14 protein-coding genes are annotated in these 18,516 nt (G+C 73.2%); 8 read left to right on the plus strand and 6 right to left on the minus strand.

Annotation, left to right across the window (positions count from 1 at the left end):
- Positions 1–64: 64 nt before the first annotated feature.
- Positions 65–760 carry a protein phosphatase 2C domain-containing protein gene (locus AB0M46_RS07180; protein ID WP_363333428.1) on the minus strand — a complete coding sequence of 232 codons (696 nt, stop codon included), beginning with the start codon at positions 758–760 and terminating at the stop codon, positions 65–67.
- A 171-nt stretch (positions 761–931) separates the two neighbouring features.
- Positions 932–1,591 carry a hypothetical protein gene (locus AB0M46_RS07185; RefSeq protein WP_363333429.1) on the minus strand — a complete coding sequence of 220 codons (660 nt, stop codon included), beginning with the start codon at positions 1,589–1,591 and terminating at the stop codon, positions 932–934.
- 458 nt (positions 1,592–2,049) lie between these two features.
- Here AB0M46_RS07185 and AB0M46_RS07190 point away from each other — a divergent pair, with 458 nt between their 5' ends.
- The 6 genes from AB0M46_RS07190 (at position 2,050) to AB0M46_RS07215 (ending at position 9,916) form a co-directional block, all read left to right on the plus strand.
- The gene (locus AB0M46_RS07190; protein WP_363333430.1) at positions 2,050–3,342 is read left to right on the plus strand and encodes a helix-turn-helix transcriptional regulator; all 1,293 of its coding nucleotides are present in this window, start codon (positions 2,050–2,052) and stop codon (positions 3,340–3,342) included.
- Positions 3,343–3,511: 169 nt separating this feature from the next.
- Positions 3,512–4,087, plus strand: a complete 576-nt coding sequence (locus AB0M46_RS07195; RefSeq protein ID WP_363333431.1) for a toll/interleukin-1 receptor domain-containing protein — start codon at positions 3,512–3,514, stop codon at positions 4,085–4,087.
- Positions 4,087–6,417: a hypothetical protein gene (locus tag AB0M46_RS07200; RefSeq protein WP_363333432.1), complete on the plus strand. Its 2,331-nt coding sequence runs from the start codon at positions 4,087–4,089 to the stop codon at positions 6,415–6,417. Before AB0M46_RS07195 ends, AB0M46_RS07200 begins: the two co-directional genes overlap by 1 nt.
- Positions 6,414–7,310, plus strand: a complete 897-nt coding sequence (locus AB0M46_RS07205; protein WP_363333433.1) for a hypothetical protein — start codon at positions 6,414–6,416, stop codon at positions 7,308–7,310. The genes AB0M46_RS07200 and AB0M46_RS07205 overlap by 4 nt, the downstream gene beginning before the upstream one ends.
- On the plus strand, positions 7,307–8,518 hold the full coding sequence (locus AB0M46_RS07210) for an OmpA family protein (protein ID WP_363333434.1): 1,212 nt from the start codon (positions 7,307–7,309) through the stop codon (positions 8,516–8,518). Before AB0M46_RS07205 ends, AB0M46_RS07210 begins: the two co-directional genes overlap by 4 nt.
- A gap of 15 nt (positions 8,519–8,533) precedes the next feature.
- Positions 8,534–9,916, plus strand: a complete 1,383-nt coding sequence (locus AB0M46_RS07215) for a hypothetical protein (protein WP_363333435.1) — start codon at positions 8,534–8,536, stop codon at positions 9,914–9,916.
- A 44-nt stretch (positions 9,917–9,960) separates the two neighbouring features.
- On the opposite strand, the gene AB0M46_RS07220 is transcribed toward AB0M46_RS07215, so the two are convergent.
- Positions 9,961–11,766: a hypothetical protein gene (locus tag AB0M46_RS07220; RefSeq protein WP_363333436.1), complete on the minus strand. Its 1,806-nt coding sequence runs from the start codon at positions 11,764–11,766 to the stop codon at positions 9,961–9,963.
- Positions 11,767–11,906: 140 nt separating this feature from the next.
- Between AB0M46_RS07220 and AB0M46_RS07225 the strand changes: the two genes are divergently transcribed.
- Positions 11,907–12,434 carry a GNAT family protein gene (locus AB0M46_RS07225; protein ID WP_363333437.1) on the plus strand — a complete coding sequence of 176 codons (528 nt, stop codon included), beginning with the start codon at positions 11,907–11,909 and terminating at the stop codon, positions 12,432–12,434.
- Positions 12,435–12,566: 132 nt separating this feature from the next.
- Here AB0M46_RS07225 and AB0M46_RS07230 read toward each other — a convergent pair whose 3' ends face one another.
- The 3 genes from AB0M46_RS07230 to AB0M46_RS07240 all read right to left on the minus strand — a co-directional run bounded on the left by AB0M46_RS07230 (position 12,567) and on the right by AB0M46_RS07240 (position 16,339).
- Entirely contained in the window at positions 12,567–12,995 is a 429-nt protein-coding gene (locus AB0M46_RS07230; protein WP_363333438.1) for an HIT family protein, read from the minus strand.
- A 17-nt stretch (positions 12,996–13,012) separates the two neighbouring features.
- Positions 13,013–15,046 (minus strand): NAD(+) synthase, encoded by a 2,034-nt coding sequence (locus tag AB0M46_RS07235; RefSeq protein WP_363333439.1) that lies wholly within the window; start codon positions 15,044–15,046, stop codon positions 13,013–13,015.
- 96 nt (positions 15,047–15,142) lie between these two features.
- The gene (locus tag AB0M46_RS07240) at positions 15,143–16,339 is read right to left on the minus strand and encodes an MFS transporter (RefSeq protein ID WP_363333440.1); all 1,197 of its coding nucleotides are present in this window, start codon (positions 16,337–16,339) and stop codon (positions 15,143–15,145) included.
- 140 nt (positions 16,340–16,479) lie between these two features.
- Between AB0M46_RS07240 and AB0M46_RS07245 the strand changes: the two genes are divergently transcribed.
- Positions 16,480–18,465 (plus strand): lamin tail domain-containing protein, encoded by a 1,986-nt coding sequence (locus AB0M46_RS07245; protein WP_363333441.1) that lies wholly within the window; start codon positions 16,480–16,482, stop codon positions 18,463–18,465.
- The last annotated feature ends 51 nt before the right edge of the window (positions 18,466–18,516 follow it).

The following is an 18,516-nucleotide window of genomic DNA, read 5'->3' on the forward strand; positions in this document are numbered from 1 at the left end:
CGCACCTGACCGGCCTTCCGCCCGGCGAGGCATAAGTCCGGTCGCGAAACGCCGCCGATACGGGTCAGTCCGGGCGGTGGTCGACCACGACGACGGTCACGTTGTCGCGGCCGCCGGCCAGGACCGCGCGCCGGACCAGCTCCTCGGCCGCCTCGACCGGGTCCGGGACCGAGGAGAGCACGGTGGCGATCTCCTCGTCCGTGAGCTCGAGCGAGAGGCCGTCGGAGCAGACGAGGTACCGCTCGCCGGGCACCGCCGTGCGCACCCACAGGTCCGGCCGCGGGCCCGGGTCGGTGCCCAGCGCCCGGGTGATCACGCCCCGGCGCATGGTGACGGCCTCGGGGGCCACGTGGTCGACCGTGAGCTGTTCGAGGCTGCCCCCGGCGCTGCGGTACACGCGGGAGTCGCCGACGTTGAAGACGATCCAGCACTCGTCGCCGTCCACGATGCCGAGGGTCAGGCCCGCGGCGGTGGTGCCCATGCCGCCCTGGGCCGGGTCGGCCGCGGCGGCGCCGAGGATGTCGGCGTTGGCCTGCACGATCGCGTCGCGCACGTCCAGGGGGCCGACGCCGTTCGCGCCGGCCGAGTCGTCCAGGCGCTGCAAGGCCTCGACCGCGATCCGGCTGGCCACGTCGCCGGCCGCGTGGCCGCCCATGCCGTCGGCGACGGCGAAGACGCTCCGACCGGCCAGCGCGCTGTCCTCGTTGCGGCGCCGCACCTTGCCGACGTCGCTCGCCGCACCGGCGCGGATGTTCGCCATCAGTCCTCCACCGCCATCGCCCCAGCCAACCGTCCGGGCCCGCCATATCCCGACCGGCCACCGTCAGAAACCGCAATCATCGGCCCGTCGCCCGCCCGCGGCCAGCCACCATCAGATCAGACCCGTTGAGCCGAGCGGACACCACCGTCCAACCGGTCATGTGTACGGCCATCAGACCCCCACCGGTTGCGCGAGAAGGCTCAGCAGCCGGGCCACCGCGGCGTCGCGGCCGAGCGGCCGGCCGGGGTCGGGGCGCTCCAGCGAGTCGGAGACGAACCAGGCGCCGGCGGCACTGCGGGCCACCACCACGCCGGCCTCGTCCGCCTCGCCGGCCCGGGTGCGCACCAGCACCGTCGCCGCGCCGCGGCCCGACGTGCACAGGTCCAGGAAGCGCAGCACCGGGGCCGACAGCGGCTCGGCCGCATCGATCAGCTCCACCGTGAACAGCCCGTAGGAGCCCGGGTACACGGCCAGCCGGCCGGTCACCCCGCTGAACAGGTGCACGACGACCGGGCGCCCGTCCATCCACCCGGCCGCCTCGGTGCTGGTGTGCCGGGTCGCCAGGGCGGCGATCGCGCACTGCACGAACTCGCCGGGCACCAGCCGGTCGCCCTCCAGCCGGCACAGGTCGCGGGCGAGCAGCGAGGCGATGCCGGAGGCGACGACGATGCCGGTGGAGACGCCGGGCTGGAAGTTGAGGCGGCGGCGCACGCCGTCGACGTCGACCCCGCGCTCGGCCGCGGAGCGCAGGACGAACTCCAGCTCCGCGAACGTCAGCGCCACCGGTCCACCGGCGACGCCGGCGGACTGGTCCGCTCGATGGTCGGACATGCTCGTGGCTTGCTCCCTCAAACCGCTGAGATTATCAAACCGCTGGGGATCTCCGGTGGCCGCTGGCCCGCCGCGATCCGGTTGCGGCCCTCCCGTTTCGCCTTGTGACGCGGGCGCTCGGCGCCGCCGCCGTGCCACGCCTCGCGCACCGCGGCCCGACCACCGGGCAGCACAGCCGGGGCCGAGGTCTTCGCCCCGGCCCGCCGCGGCGACCCCAGCCGCCCAGCCGCCCCATCCCGCACATCGGGCACATCGGCCGACCGGTGGGGAACTTGACCGAAACGCCCAAACCGGCCGTTTCCTGCGTGATCTTGGACTGCCCGCCCCCGGCGAATTGGTGCCCAACGGCCGCAGACCACACAGTCTGCCTTGATCAGCATCTATTTCACATTTGCGCCGCGGGTCTACCGTTGCCTCATTCCCTGTCCGGTTGAGCGACGGAAACCCGGTGGTGCGGCATGGCGCCCGAAGACGCGCACGGGCAACAATTCGGGACCGAGTTGAAGCGGTGGCGGCGGGATCGCGATCTTTCACTGGAGGCGCTCGCCGACCTGTCGAAGTACAGCAAGGGATATCTGAGCAAGATCGAATCCGGAGCGAAGCCGCCGAATATCGCCCTCGCGCGGCGGCTCGACAATGTCCTCGGCGCGGGTGGGGCACTCGCCGGGCTGGTCCCGGTCCACCACCCGCCGCGCGCCGAGGCCGGCGCGGCGGACGCGGGCGGGGACTGGACGATCCAGATGCAGGACGACGGCGCCGGGGGCTTCCAGGCGATCAGCCGGCGCACGCTGCTGACCTCGACGGCGGCCACGGTGGCGATGGGCTGGCCCCGGCCGCGGACCGCGCCGACCGGGCCGGTGCTGGGCGACGGGGTCGCCGCCTACGTCCAGCTGCTGCACGACGTGCGCCGGCTCGGGCAGTCCGGGCGGCCGGCCGACGTGCTGAAAATCGCGGCCGCGATCGTGCACTCGCTGCGCACCCAGGCGGGCCTCGCGCGCGGGGCCGACCGGACCGGCCTGCTGCGCGTCGGCGCCCGGTTCGCGGAGTACTCGGGCTGGATGGCCCAGGAGAGCGGCGACCCGCGGGCCTGCGCCTGGTGGAACGGGCTGGCCGGCGACATGGCCCACGAGGCCGGCGACGGGGAGCTCGGCACGTACCTGCTGATCCGGGCGGCGGAGCTGGCGCTGTACGACGACGACCCGCTCGGCACCGTGCGGGCCGCCGAGGCCGCGCTGGCCGCCGCCACCACGCCGCGGGTGCGCGCGATGGCCCTGCAGCGGCTGGCCCAGGGGCACGGGCTGGCCGGCAACGAGCTCGAGTGCCTGCGCATGCTGGACCGGGCCGGCGAGCAGGCCCAGGAGGCCGACCCGGCGCCCGCGGCGGCGCTGCCGGTGCTGGGCAGCGCGACCATGCGCGACCCGACCGCGTTCGTGCGCGGCTGGTGCCTGCTCGACCTGGCCCGGCCCCGGGAGTCGGCCGAGATCCTGGGCCGGGAGTTCGAGTGCATCCCCGCCCACGCGCACCGGGTCCGGGCCCGCTACGGCGCCCGGCTCGCCCTGGCGCTGGCCGAGCAGCGCGAGCTCGAGGCCGCCGGGACGGTGCTCGGGCCGGTGGCCGAGGTCGTCCGGTTCGTCGATTCGGCCACCGTGCGCAGCGACCTTCGGCGGCTCAATCAAACCCTCCGGCGATGGCACGGCGACCCCGCCGTCGTGCGCATCATGCCCGAATTGGCGATGGCCCTGCATCCCTGAATTTGCCGCGTATGGTGATAGCCGGAATGGGGTCGACCGAAAGCCAATTCCGACCGGTCTCGCCGTATCCCGTTGTCCGCCCGAAGGGGCCATGGGCAACCATTGATTTCCGGCCGTCGCCGATGCCACGCTGGGGCCTGCCTCACTTCTTGCGTGAAAGGCCACCGGAATGTCCGGCGTATTCATCAATTACCGTACCGGCGACGGCCACCAGGCCGCGGCGCATCTCAATCGGGAGCTGCGCCAGGTATTCGGCGCAGAGAAGATCTTTCTCGACTCGACCGACCTCCCGCCGGGCGCCCCCTTCCCCCCGGAGCTGGACCGCCGCCTGCGCGACTGCACCGTGCTGCTCGTGCTCATCGGCCCGAACTGGCTCATCCTGCGCAACCCGCTCGGGGAGCGGCTCATCGATCAGGACAAGGACTTCGTCCGGTACGAGATCGAGACATCGCTGCAGCGCAACATCACGATCATTCCGCTGGTGCTGGATGGCACCCCGCTGCCCAAGTCGGGGGATCTGCCGAGCGGGATCGCCGAGCTCAGCAACCACTCGGCGATGAGCCTGCGCTCCCGAAACCTGGAGCTCGACCTGCCCGCGCTCGTGGCCGTGCTGTCCGAGCACGTCCCGCGGCCCACCCGGCCGGAGCCCGCCGCTTCGCCCGGCGCCCGGACGGGCACGCTCGAGCACGGCGTGCTGAGCCAGGGCGATCACACCACCAACTATTTCTACGAGAACGGCGCCTGATGGCGGACGAGACCGAGGAGGCGCCCGCACCGATACCGGCGGACGAGTTCGACGCCGGGGACGTCGGCGTCGAACTCGGCGTCGAACTCGATGGAGAGCTCGGCGTCGAGGACGAGAAGCCGGCCGAGGGCGAGGAGGTGGCCGAGCCCGCGAAGCCGGAGCCCGCCAAGTCGGCGCTGGACTCGGTCGCCTCGCTCAGCTCCCGGCAGAGCATCGGCGGCATCGAGGGCAAGCAGCCCGAAGGGGGCCCGGGCTCGGCCGAGGACGGCGGCGGCCGGTACGACAACATGCCCGAGGAGATGCGGGCCGTCGCCGCCGGCCGGGAGACCCTGAACGAGGCGCACGTCAACCGCGGCGCCATCGGCCAGGGCGACCACTCGCAGAACAACTACTACGAGCACCAGTACAACGAGTACATCTCCTTCGGCGGCCGCCAGCTCACGGTGCAGAAGGCGACCTTCGGCGCCGGCTACGTCGCGCGGGAGATCGAGACGTACGTCCCGGTCGACCGGGTCGGCGACATGCTCGCCGAGCTCCGCGGCCGCCACCTGGTCGTGCTCGGCGGGGCGCCCGGCAGCGGGCGGACCACGACCGGCCTGTACCTGCTGGAGCGGGCCGGCTGCGACCCCGCCCGGATCGGCACCCTCGAGGTCGACGACGAGAACATCTTCGCCGTCCTCTACGACGAGGTGACGCTCGAGCCCGGGCAGGGGTTCGTGATCGAGCGCGCCGGCCGGCCGATGCGCGCCAACAGCGTCGAGGCGCTGCGCCAGCGGGCCACGGACAGCGGCGCCTTCCTCGTCATCGTCGACGGGCCGGAGCCGGGCCCGTTCACCGTGGCGCGCCCGGACGGGGCCGAGGTCCTCGACCGGCACCTGGAGGTCCGGCTGCGCCGGCACCGGGCCGACTGCTACGCCGGCTGCGACGAGATGAGCCTGCTGCGGTACCGCCGGCGCGTGCGGGACGACCCCGCCGTGCGCGCCCGGCTGCTGCTGACCAGGTCGGTCTCCGACGTCGTGCGGCTGCTGGTGGCGCCGCTGACCCGCCCGGACGTGGTGCACAGCGGCAAGCCGCTGGACGACGTCGACCCGGCCTGGGACGACGCCCTGCGCAACCTGGCGAAGGAGCTGCTGCAGGCGCCGCCGAGCGATCCGGCCAAGCCGCAGCTGGTGCCGCACCAGCAGGCGTTCCGGATCTCCTACGCGGTCTTCCACGGCCTGCCGCTGTCGTACGTGTTCCAGGCGGCGGAGCTGCTGAGCCAGAAGATCATGCCGCTGTACGAGGTGCGGGAGTCGGCGCCGGCCCACCTGATCTTCGACGCGAGCCTGGACACACTCATCGACCAGCGCATGGTCGCGGCGCAGCCGGCCGAGGTCGCCGCCGACGGCGCCCCGCGCACGGCGCAGCTGTCCGACGTACGCCTGCTCGGCTCGCTGCTCGAGGTCGCCTGGCACGACTACGACACGCTGCGCCGGCCCATCATGCTGTGGCTGCAGGTGCTCGGCGGGAGCCCGATCGCGCAGGTCCGGGTGCGCGCCGGGCAGATCGTCGGGCTGCTCGCGGCCTTCGACTTCGCCGAGGTGTACGCCACGGTGATCCGGGTCTGGGCGGGCTGGCAGGTGCAGTACCGCTTCTCGGCCGCGGCCGCCATGGACCAGGCGTACCGCGCGAAGGGCCTCGCCGAGCGGGTGCACGGGCAGGTCGACGCCTGGGCCGGCAGCTCCGACCCGCAGCTGCAGGACGCCGCCGCGCGCTCCTACGGGCTGGACATCGGCACGGCCGACGTCCCGCACGCGATCAAGATGATCGCTTGGCTGGGCGGCCGGTCCGGCCTGGCGACCAGCAACGCGGTCTCGGTGGCCATGGGCTGGCTGTTCCTCAACGGCGGCGGCGACCTCGTCATGCGGGAGATCTCCGAGTGGATCTCGAGCGAGAACCAGCACCTGCGCCAGCACGCGGTCCGGGTGCTGGTCATCCTCGCTCGCTATGCCGGGAGCGCGGGCCTGGAGGGGTGGCCCGCGCTCCCCGAGATCGCGGCCGGCAACCACGAGTACCGCGACGCCCTCGTGGCGCTGTGGCGCCGGGCGCTGACCGGCCCCATGACCTCCCGCCGCGCCTGGACGCCGATGCTGCAGTGGCTGCTGCTGGCCGACCGCGACCCGGAGCTGGCCGCGTTCGTCGAGGCCATGGCGCTGGACGTATTCCGCGGCGCGCTCGCCCAGCGGGCGCTGTTCAACCTCACCATCTGGCGCAAGCGCAACCCCAAGGCCGGACTGATCGAGACGCTGTACCACCGCTTGAAGACCACTACGGAGGCACCGACACCATGAGCTTCTTGCGACGGATCGTGGACTGGTTCAAGGACCCCCGGCCGGAGCCGGAGACGATCGACGAGCCCCCCGAGGAGGCGTCGAAGGAGCCGTTGCGACCGGCCGGGACGTTCGAGCCGCGGCCGATCCAGACGCCGTTCATCGTGCCGGCCGCCGGTGACGTGTTCGACTTCCACGTCATCCTGCACCTGAGCTGGCGCAATGCGCCGGGCAAGCAGCTGGAGTACGTGCGGCTGGAGCAGCTCGCAGGCATCTACCACGACACGGCGGTCAACTCGTTCCTCAAGACGATCTGGCGGCTGGCCCGGACCCTCGAGCCCCTGCACCCCGCGTCCGCGGAGAACGTGATGAACGCCGACCGCGAGATGCGCCAGGGCATGTGCTTCGGCGACGACAACGGCATGGTGCAGTGCGTGCCCACGGTCCGGGTCTTCCTCGACCCGAAGCTGCGGGAGGAGAAGGCCCCGCTCGAGCTGCGCCGGATCAAGATCGAGGAGGAGCACCTCAGCCAGACGCTGCGGGACCACTTCCTCCGCGAGCGCACCGAGTCCTGGCTGCGCGGCCTCCAGCAGCTCGAGCAGTTCGCCGAGCTGGGCAAGGACGAGCGGCAGTTCCTGCTGCTCTTCGCGGCCAGCATGGTCGACGAGCGGTTCTCGAAGGTGACCCAGGCGCTGGCCCGCGACCGCGAGCGGCGCTACAACGATCTCGTCGGCGTGCTGCGGCGGGCCGTGGGCGACCACGAGCGGCTGGGGCTGTTCGAGTTCGCCAACGCCTACGACAAGGCGCTGCAGGCCTTCTGCCGCCAGATGGGCGTCGACATCGGACAGTGGAACCTGGCCGACTTCGGCGAGGCCGGCCCCGCCGACAGCGAGACGCTGGAGGCCCAGCTGTGAGCGCCGCGCGCCCGGCGGCGGCGCTGCTCGCGCTGCTGCTCACCACCGCGGGGGCGGCGGCCTGCGAGGCGCCGCGCCAGCAGGCCAAGTGCGGCTGGATGAGCCAGCGCCAGGACGGGGCCGGGCGGACCGCCGTGCTGCTGGACACCACAAACTCAACGCGGGCGGGCGGCCCCGCGGCCCAGTCGCCGGACTACGCCGACGCGCTGCAGCCGATGGTCGACGAGGCCGTCCACCGGCGGGACACGATCTCGATCGCGCCCTTCAGCGGGACCACGGCCGACCTCGCGTGGACGGCCAAGGACCGCTCCACCGACTGGCAGCAGGGCGTCAAGAACACCGCCAACCAGCAGAGCCGGGAGCAGGAGGCCAGCGGCTGCATCGGCGCCGACCTGGCCACCGCCGCCGCGAGCGCGCCGCTGGCCAAGGGCAGCGACATCGCCAAGGCGATCAGCCTCGCGGCCGGCTGGCTGCGCGACGGCAAGGGGGCCAGGCACCTCGTCGTGGCCACGGACGGGCTGGCCAACACCGGCTGCGCCAACCTGGTCCACGCGAACTTCGCCAACCCCCAGGAGATCGACGCCATCGCGCGGGAGTGCGCCGGCGGCGACCTCAAGCCCGCCACCCTGGACGGCGTCACGGTGGAGTTCGTCGGCATCGGCAAGCCGGCCGCGCAGCAGCCGGTCCCGACCACCGAGCAGGTCGCCTGGCTCGGCCAGCTGTGGCAGAAGCTCTGCACCGGGGCCGGCGGCCGGTGCACGGTGAGCACGACGTCGGTGACGAGCGCCGGCACCGGCGACGGCACGCCGCCGAGCAAGTCCGTCGAGGACCCGTCGGTGCCGTTCGACCCCTCGCGCTCGGTCTACTCGATCTCCGCGGCGCAGTTCGACACGGACCAGACCACGCTGCGGACCAGCGCCATGGACCTGATCCTGCAGATTTCTGTGGAGATCCGTAACCGGCCCAACCTCAAGGTCGAGGTGTTCGGCTACGCCGACGCGCGGGGCTCGGCCGGGCACAACCAGGAGCTGTCGCAGCGGCGGGCCGAGGCCGTCGCCGCCGCGCTGCAGCGCAACAAGGTGCCCGGCGTGACGCCGCGCGGGATGGGCGTGACCCAGGCCTGCCCGTACCCGATCGAGGTGCCGGCCGGGGCCGGCGACGACGAGAAGCTGCAGTGCTTCCGGCGCGTCGACATCGTCGCCACGTGAGCTGAGGGAGTCTTCATGGCGGAGTTGAGCTCCAACAACGGCGCGCGGACCGGCCGCTGGTCCGGGCCGGTGCCCTGCTCGCGCGACGCCGGGCCGGTGCCGATCCGGATCGGCTCGCCCACGCAGGTCACGCAGAGCGTCGACGACCTCGAGGCGGCGGCGCTGGTGCGCGCCTTCAACGCCGGCAATGCGTCGCTGCGCGAGGCGCTGCCGAGCATCCGGCAGGCCTGCGACGTGGTGATCGACCGGTTCCAGGCCACGGCCGCGGCCATCGACCGGGTCGCGACCTTCCGCGCCGTCGGCACCGCGGCCGAGGCGTGCGGCCAGCGCGAGCGGATGGTCTGGGACCACGCCGACGACGGGCCCGAGGACCTGCGGCGCCGGTCCATCCCCAAGTGGGTGGTGTGGGCGGTGCTCGCCATCGCGTCGGTCTTCGACGGGCAGTTCGTCGGCACCCTCGTGCAGCGCATCCTCGACCTGCCGGACGGCAGCCTGTTCGCCTACCTCGCCTACCTGCCGGCCGTGGGCATGGCGCTGTGCCTGCTGCTGGCCGGCGACAAGCTGGCCGAGCACCTCTTCCGGCGGCGGGCCCGGGTCACCCGGCGCCGGCTGCTGCCCGCGCTCAACCCGGCCATCCTGCTGCGCCGCATCTTCTGGGACTGGCGGCCCGAGCCGCTGCGCCGGGACGTCGGCGACCTGCCCTGGCCGCGGCTGACGTTCCCGGTGCTGGCGGGGGTGTGCACCGTCGGCCTGCTCGGCGTGGCCGCGTACGTGCGAGCCACCACGGCCGGCGCGGCCTTCGACGACCTGGCCGACTACCGCTGGGCCTTCGTGGTGATCCTGCTGCTGCTCAGCGTCTCGGCCATCGGCGTGAAGGTGCAGTCGCACAACCCTTTCGCCGACCGCGAGGACGCGGTGGCCCGGGGCGTCGAGCGGGCGCGGACGCGCAGCGAGCGGGACATCGACGCGGCCCGGGGCGCGCTCGGCGAGCACGGCAAGGCCTGGAACGCGCTGCAGTCGGCGATCTCCAGCGCCGAGGGCCGGGCCCGCGAGGTGTTCGAGGAGGGGTGCGCCGCGATCCTCGAGGACCGCGGCCGCAACGGGGTGGCCGGCCGGCTCGCGCTGCCGCTGGTCCACCTGCGCTGGCCGTGGGACGACGAGCGGCCGGCCCCGGAGCCCGACGCCGGCGAGCCGCAGCTGCCGGGCCTCAACCTGGCCGTGCTGCGCGACGCGCGCGACGTCGCCCAGCGCTACTCCCACGGCAAGCTCGAGGAGCGACTCAACGGCGAGGTCGCGCAGCTGCACGCGCAGTTCGCGGTCGTCGTCGACCAGGCGGGCGGCGCGGCGGCGCAGTGGCCGCAGGCGACCGGCACGCGGACGATCCCGGCCCAGCGGTAGCCCACACCGGGCCGGACACGTCGGCTGGTTCGTGCGCGGGTCGCTCACACCGGCCGGTAGGAGCACTGCCGGCCGGTGTGCACCGTCTCCCGCAGGTGCCGGCCCAGGCGGGGGTCGGACTCCTCGACCTTCGCGATGGCGCGGCGGATCGCCTTGCCGACCGCGACCCGGGCCCGCTCGGCGTTGTCGGCGAACCGCCGGCTGCGCCCGCCGATGCCGACGCTGCCGGCCAGCTCGGCCAGCAGCGCCTCCGTCTCGCGCTCGGCGGCGGCGGCGCGGCGGCGGTCCGAGGTGGCCTCGATCTCCCGGCGCAGCTCGGCGACGCGGCCGCGGTACCGCCGCATCGCCTCCTGGTCGAGGACGTCCTGCGGCGACGTGCGCGAGCCGGCCGCCTGCGCCATGCCCGTGACCCCCATCGCCAGCTCGACGGCCGGGATCTCGGTGCCGGCGTTGGCCAGCAGCACGGCCAGGTGCAGCATGCCGACGCTGTTCTCGACCAGCACCGGGCGTCCGTCCCACTCCAGCCGCCAGTGCTGGCGCTCCCGCACGCAGGAGGCCCGCGCCGGCTCGGCCGGTGCGAGCCGCTGCAGGGCCCGGCGGGACTCCTCGGCAGCCGGCCAGTGCCCGAGCGCCCGGTTGCGCTCGACGGCCCGGGTGAGGTGCTCCTCGGCGAGGTCCCGGCGGCCGAAGGTGGCCGCGGCGACGCCCAGGGCGTGGTGCACCGAGCCGAAGCAGGCGATGCCGAGGCTGACCATGGCGGGCAGCTCGGCGTGCGGGCGCAGCAGCTCGTAGGCCTCGGCGGCCAGGTCGGCGTCGCCGAGGATGCGCGCCGCCTCGACGATGCCGTGCATGGTGACCAGCCAGCTGCCGGAGTGTGGCAGCTCCTCGAGCGACCGGCCGCGCAGCCGGGCCAGGGCGCCGGCGGCCGTGCGCAGGTCGCCGGCCTCGGCCGCGGCGACGGCGTGCACGGCGAAGTAGGCGTTGTCCACGACGGAGAGCGTCGGCCAGTGCACCAGCTGGTCCAGCATCGGGCGCAGCTCCGGCAGCCGCCCCTGGTACCAGCGGATGGCGACCAGGTGCCCGCCGTGCCAGCCGGCGGCGTCGGCGTCCCCGGCCCGGGCGCCCAGCTCGAAGCAGCGCTCGGCCAGCCGCTCAGCCTCGGCGAAGCGCCCGGCCCGGATCTCGCACATGACCTCGATGGCGGCGCTCACGTACCCGATCGCGAGGTGTTCGTGCGCCCGCAGCAGGCCGCGCAGCTCGGCCAGTCGGCGCTCGGCGTGCCGATCCCCGTCCAGCAGCAGGTCGGACGTCCACCACAGCAGCCCCAGGAGCAGGTCGCTGCGGCGGCCGGTGCGGGAGCTGATCCCGAGCAGCTCGACGGCGATCTCCCGGCGCAGCAGCCGCTGCTCGGGGCCGAGCAGGCAGTGGTGGGCCAGGCTCAGCGCCTCGGCGTGCGCGATCGGGTCGCCCAGCGCCCGCGCCTCCTCCAGGGTGGTCAGGACGGCGTCGGCCCGGCCCTCGCGGTAGTCGCGCTCGGCGGCCAGCCGGGCCCGGATCCGCAACGCGAGCGCGCCGCCGGGGTCGACCAGCGCGTGCACGCGCTGCAGCCGCTGCTCGAGCACGGCCGCAGCCGCGCCGGTGCGGTGCTCGTGCACCCAGACGCCCGCGTAGCCCAGCGCCGCCTCGGCCATGGCGGGGACGTCCCTCTCGGCCTCGGCGCGCGCCCACGCGGCGTCGAAGTACCTCCGTGCGTTGTGCAGGTCGCCGTCCACGTGCAGGGCGCGCGTGGCCGCGGCGACCGGTTCCATGTCAGTCTCGACGCCCAGCCGGGTGTCGGAACCGGACGACATTGCCGTTCTCCAACCTCTGCCCGCGCCAATCATGGTCGATCGGCCCGGTCTCGGCCCGGCCCGCGACGGGTTCTCGACACATCCGCCGCGCGGCGAACCGAGCGGGCGCCCCCGGTGTAGCGGCCGGGTACGCTGCTGCGATGGGCGTGACCCTGCGGCCGGTGACGGCGGCGGACCTGTGGGTGCTGCAGCGGCAGGCCGACGAGCCGGAGGCCGGCGGCGCGTTCAACTGGTCCGGCTTCCGTGACATCGCCGGCACCCTGCGCCGCTTCGAGGAGCACCGGCTGATCGGCCCGGACGACGGCTGCCTGCTGGTGCAGCTGCCGGAGGCGGTCGCCGGCACCGTGACGTGGGGCCGGGCGACCTACGGGATCCCCGCCTGGAGCTGCTGGAACATCGGCGCCGCGCTGCTGCCTGAGCACCGCGGCCGGGGGCACGGGACCCGGGCCCAGCGCCTGCTCGCCGAGTACCTCTTCGACACCACCGCCGTCGAGCGGGTGGAGGCCTACACCGACGTGGAGAACGTGGCGGAGCAGCGGGCGCTGGAGAAGGCCGGGTTCACCCGGGAGGGGCTGATCCGCGCGGCGCAGTTCCGCGAGGGGCGGTGGCGTTCGGTGTACCTCTACTCGCTGCTCCGCGCCGAGCTGACCGCCTCGCCGGGCACGTAGACCGCCCCGCTCCGCCGCAACGCGGCCGCGCGAGCGTGAAGTGCGTTGCTGTCCGACTTATCGCATTTATGACCTGTCAGGGTATAAATGCGATAAGTCGCGGCGCGCCAGCGCCCGACTTATCGAACCCGGTCACTGGCGTGCGCCCAGCGAGGCTCGCAGTGCCAGGGCGAGGGAGTCGCGCTCCGGCTCCGGGACGGCGCGCTCCCCCGGGACGCCGAGCAGGCCGAAGATGCCCGGCCCGAGCAGCGGCGCCGCGAGGTCGGGTATGCGCGGCACCACGTGGAAGTGCACGTGCGCGAACCCCTCCTTCTCCGCGAACTGGGCGACGTAGGTCTTCGCGCAGCCGGTCACGTCGCGCAGCGCCCGGGACAGGCGGGTCAGCCAGGTGCCCAGGCCGGCGGCCTCCTCGTCGGTGAGGTCGGCGACGGTGGTGACGTGCCGGCGCGGGACGAGGACCAGCCAGCCCGGCAGCGCGGTGTCGAAGACGTGCGCCACCCGCCAGTACGGATCGGACGCGATCTCCTCGCGGGGCGGGAGGTCGCCGGAGCGGGCGTTCACGGTACACGTGTAGCAGCTCATGACATGTCCCACCGTTCCAGCTCGCGCAGCCAGGCGTTGGCGTTGCCGTCCGAGGGGGCGCGCCAGTCGCCGCGGGGGGACAGGGAGCCGCCGGCCGAGACCTTCGGGCTGTTGGGCAGGGCGGAGCGCTTGAACTGGGCGAAGCCGAAGTACCGCCGGCAGAACACCTCCAGCCAGTGGCGGATCTGCGGCAGGTCGTAGGCGACCCGCTTGGCCTCGGGGAAGTGGGCCGGCCACGCGCCGGCGGCGGCGTCGCGCCAGGCGTGCCAGGCCAGGAACGCGACTTTCGAGGGGCGCATGCCGTAGCGCAGCACGTGGAACAGCGTGAAGTCCTGCAGCGCGTAGGGGCCGACCTTCGACTCCGAGGACTGCAGCTCCTCCCCCGGCACCAGCTCGGGCGAGATCTCCTGGTCGAGGATGGCCAGGAGGATCTTGACGACCTCCTCGTCGAACTCGCCGGTGGCCGCGACCCAGCGGATCAGGTGCTGGATCAGCGTCTTCGGCACGCCGCCGTTGACGTTGTAGTGGCTCATGTGGTCGCCGACGCCGTACGTCGACCAGCCCAGCGCCAGCTCCGAGAGGTCCCCGGTGCCGAGCACGATGCCGCCGCGGTGGTTGGCGATGCGGAACAGGTAGTCGTAGCGCAGCCCGGCCTGCACGTTCTCGAACGTCACGTCGTAGACGGGCTCGCCCTTGGCGAACGGGTGGCCCAGCTCGGCCAGCATGAGCCGCGCGGTCGGGGTGATGTCCAGCTCGTGCACGCTGACGCCGAGGGCTCGCATGAGGGCGTGGGCGTTGTCCTTGGTACCGCTGGACGTGGCAAACCCCGGCATCGTATAGGCCAGGATGTCGGTGCGCGGCCGCCCGGCCCGGTCCATCGCGCGCGCGGCCACGATGAGTGCCTGGGTGGAGTCGAGGCCGCCGGACACGCCGATGACGATCTTGGGCTCGCCGATCGCGGCCAGACGCTGGCGGAGCCCGGCGACCTGGATGTTGTACGCCTCGTAGCAGTCCAGCGCGAGCCGCTCGACGTCGGCCGGCACAAACGGGAACCGCTCGACCACCCGCCGCAGCCCGAGGTCGCCGTCGGGCGCCCCGAGCGTGAACGCCACCCGGCGGAAGTCCCCGGTCCGCGCGGCGTGGGTGCGCCGGTTGTCCTCGAACGTGCCCATCCGCTGCCGCTCCTGGCGCAGCAGGTCCAGGTCGACGTCGGCCACCGCGTGCCGCGGCCCGTCCGGGAACCGCTCGGTCTCGGCCAGCAGCGCGCCGTTCTCGTAGATCATCGTCTGGCCGTCCCACGACAGGTCGGTCGAGGACTCGCCGAGGCCGGCCGCCGCGTACACATAGGCGGCCAGGCACCGCGACGACGCGGACCGGCACAGCAGCCGCCGGTCCTCGGCCCGCCCGACCGTGATCGGGCTGCCGGAGAGGTTCGCCAGGATCGTCGCGCCCGCGAGGGCCGCCTCCGCGCTCGGCGGGACGGGCACCCACATGTCCTCGCAGATCTCGACGTGCAGTACCAGATCGGGGAGATCCTCGGCCGCGAAGAGCAGGTCCGTGCCGAACGGGACGTCGGCGCCCCCGACCCGGATCGTCCCGCCGCGCACCTCGTCGCCCGCGGTGAGCTGCCGCGCCTCGTAGAACTCCCGGTAGTTCGGCAGGTACGACTTGGGCGCCACGCCCAGCACCCGCCCGCGATGCACCACGACCGCACAGTTGTACACCCGGCCGCGGTGGCGCAGCGGCGCCCCCACGACCAGCACCGTCAGCAGGTCGGACGACCCGGCCACGACGGTCGCGAGCGCGTCCTCGACCCCGTCGAGGACCGCGTCCTGCAGCAGGAGGTCCTCGATGCTGTACCCGCACAGCCCCAGCTCCGGGAAGACCGCCAGGGCCACGCCCTCGTCCGAGCACTCCCGCGCCTGCGCCAGCACCGCGGCGGCGTTGGCGGGCGGGTCGGCGATGGCGGTCCGCCCGGTGCAGGCGGCCACCCGCACGAACCCGTGAGCGTAGATCGACCGGAAGTTCACCGGTCAATTCTGCACGCCCCTCGCGGGTCCGGGGCCCGACCCGGGGCGCGCCGTGCGCCACACCCCGCCGGGCACGGCGCCGGCGCTGGGCGTTGCTCACCCCGCCGGTGGCGTGGGTGCCGCCTGTCGCAGCTGGCGCACGGCCGGGATGATCAGCAACGTCACGCAGCCGAGCACGCTCACCGCGGCCGAGGTCCCCAGCACCAGCTCCGCACCGACCAGCCCGGCGACCGGCCCGGCGAGGGCCTGGCCGAGCGGGAGGCTGCCGTCGGAGCCGAAGACCTCGTAGGAGGTGATCCGGTTGAGCATCCCCGCCGGCACGTGGGTCTGCACGCTGGTCTGCCACATCACCGACCAGAACGCCCAGGCCGCGCCGTTCACCGTGGCCGCGCCCAGCAGCGCCGGCAGCCCGGCGTGCACGGCGATCGCCAGCGGCAGCAGCCCGTAGCCGAACATCGCGACCGCCCCGGCGACGAGCGGCCGCCCCGGCCGGACCCGCAGCGCGGCGAGCCCGCCGACCACGGTGCCGACCCCCAGCGCCGATTCCGTCCAGCCGTACGCCAGGGGGCCCAGCCGCCCGCTGATCAGCACGGCGCCGAGCGGGACGAGCGGGCCGAAGAGCGTGATGCCGTACACCACCCAGACCAGGATCACGCTCCAGATCCACGTCCGCTCCCGGAACCCGCGCCAGCCCTCGACCAGATCGCGCAGCGGCGACGAGTCACCGGCGCTGATCCGCCCGAGCCGTAGCCCCGCCAGGCAGATCGCGCTCACCGCGAAGGTGGCCGCGTCCACGGCGTACACGGGCCCGGCCCCGGCCAGCCCGAACACCACCCCGGCGGTGGCCGGCCCGAGCAGCTGCGCCACGCTGCCGGCCACCTTGATGACCGCGTTGGCCCGGTGGCGGTCCTCGGCCACCAGTGGCACGATGCCGTTGACCCCGGGCTGGAACATCGCCGCCGCGCAGCCGCTCACCGCGGAACAGACGAGCAGGAGCCACAGTCCCGGCGTACCGGCGAAGAACGCCACGGCCAGAACGCCCTGCGCGACCACCCGGACCAGGTCGGCCCCGAGCATCAGCGGCCGCGCCCCGATCCGGTCGGCGAACACCCCGCCGAAGAGAATGCAGCCGAGGAACGGCAGCGTCCAGGCGGCGAGCACCAGTCCGACCCCGGTCGCCCCGTACACCTGCCCGACCGCCAGCGCCGAGGCGACGACGAGCATCGCGTCGCCGAACACCGAAACCGCCCGTGCGATGAAGTACCGCGTGAAGTTCCCCGTCCATAGATGCACGTGGAGAAGGATCACACAGCACGGGCGTGGCGGCGGGCGACCAGCCCCCGGGGATGCGGTACCTGGCGTTCTGCCGCACAGCATCTGAGATTCAGATGGGATCCACGTTGTCTCAAGGTCTGCTCAGCAACGTCTGCCCCATGCCGTCACATCACACCCCTGCCCGCATCGCCCTAGCCTGCGCCGGCCTGCTGACCGTCGGCGTCGGTGTCGTCGCGTTCGCTACCGCGCAGCCCGCGGCCGCCGCCGACCCGGGTGGCTACCAGAACGTTCGCATCAACGAAGTCACGTCGAGCGGCAACGACACGGTCGAGCTGTACAACGCGGGATCGACGCCGGTCAGCATCAGCGGCTGGAAGATGTCGGACGACAGCTTCTCGCCGCAGTCGTTCAGCCCGTCCTCGACCACGATCCCCGCGGGTGGCTTCGTCACGTTCAACTCCCCCAAGGGTCTCGGTGACTCGGACAAGGTGGTGATCTACACGGCGGACGGCACGGTGGTCGACCGCGTCGAGTGGGCCACGAACAAGGCCAAGCCGGCGATGGCCCGCTGCGGCGGGGACGGCACCGGCGCGTGGGTGACCACCACGACCGCGACGACGTTCGGCGCCGCGAACGCTTCCGGGTGCCCGGCGACGATCCCGGCCGCGAGCAAGGTGCGGATCAACGAGGTGACCTCGGACGGCGCCGACACCGTCGAGCTGTACAACGGCGGCACGAGCGCGGTCAGCATCGGCACGTGGAAGTACGTCGACGGCGACACCTCCCACGCCACGACCTCGATCTCGTCGTCGACGCCGAGCGCCACCACCATCCCCGCCGGCGGGTACGTGACGTTCAACTCCGGTCTCGGCCTCGGCGACAACGACTCGCTGTTCCTCATCGACGGCAGCGGCAACACGATCGACTCGGTGACCTGGGCGCTCGGCGGGGCCAAGCCGTCGGCCGAACGGTGCGCCAACGGCACCGGCTGGTTCCAGACGGCCACCACCGCGACGCTCGGCGGCGCGAACTCGTGCTCGGGCGGCTCGCCGAGCCCGACGCCAACCTCGACGAAGCCGCCGACCGGCCAGTTGCTGGGCGGCGGCGGTGCGCTGACGAGCGGCTGCACCCCGGAGGCGCCGACGGGCACGGGTTCGACCCCGGCCGGCACCCTGCCGTGGCCCGGTGGGCTGGATGTCACCATCGCCGACAACGTCTGCGCCTTCACCACCTCCACGGGGCCCGAGGGCCGTGATGTGAGCGGCCTGGTGTTCGACCCGTCGAACCCGTCGACGCTGTGGGCGGTGAAGAACAAGAACTGGCTGTTCAAGCTGGTCAAGAGCGGCAGTACGTGGATCCCGGACCCGTCCTGGAGCGCGACCGGCAAGCAGATCCGCTTCGCCGGCGGCTCCGGCCTGCCGGACTCGGAGGGGCTGACGATCGGCGGCAACGGCCACATCTACGTCACCTCCGAGCGCGACAACAACCACAACACGGCCCCCAAGGACACGATCATGGAGTTCGACCCGGCCGCGACCGGCTCGACGCTCACCCCGCTGCGCCAGTGGGACATGACCTCGCAGTTCCCGCAGCTCAACACCGGCAACAAGGACGACGCCAACCTCGGCTTCGAGGGCGTGGCCTACGTGCCGGACAGCTGGCTGACCGCCAACAGCTGGATCGACCCGCTGACCGGGGCGGCCTACAACCCGTCGAACTACCCGCTGCACGGGTCGGGTCTCTTCTTCGCCGGCCTCGAGTGGGACGGCACGCTGCACATCTACGGCCTCAACTCGGACGGCACGTTCACGACCTTCGGCGCCATCCCCACCGGCAAGGCCTCGGTCATGGACGTCATGTTCGATGCCGGCACGCAGCGCATCGTCGCGACGTGCGACAACACCTGCGGCGAGACGCACACCTTCATGAAGGTGAACGCCGGCGGCGCGATCGTTGCGGACGTGACCTACACGAACCCGGCCGTGATGCCGGTCGACAATCTCGAGGGCTTCGCGATCGCCCCGACCTCGACGTGCGTCAACGGCTCGCGCGAGGCGGTGTGGTCCGACGATGGCATCTGGGGCTTCGGCTCCGGCAAGTCCTCGTACGGCCACGCCCTCTACAGCGGCGCGTTCCCCTGCTGAAATAACCAGAACACCCCCGTGTCGCGGGTTTGGTCACCACGGAAGTGCTGA

It is taken from the genome of Dactylosporangium sp. NPDC051485 (assembly GCF_040682015.1).
Taxonomy (GTDB): domain Bacteria; phylum Actinomycetota; class Actinomycetes; order Mycobacteriales; family Micromonosporaceae; genus Dactylosporangium.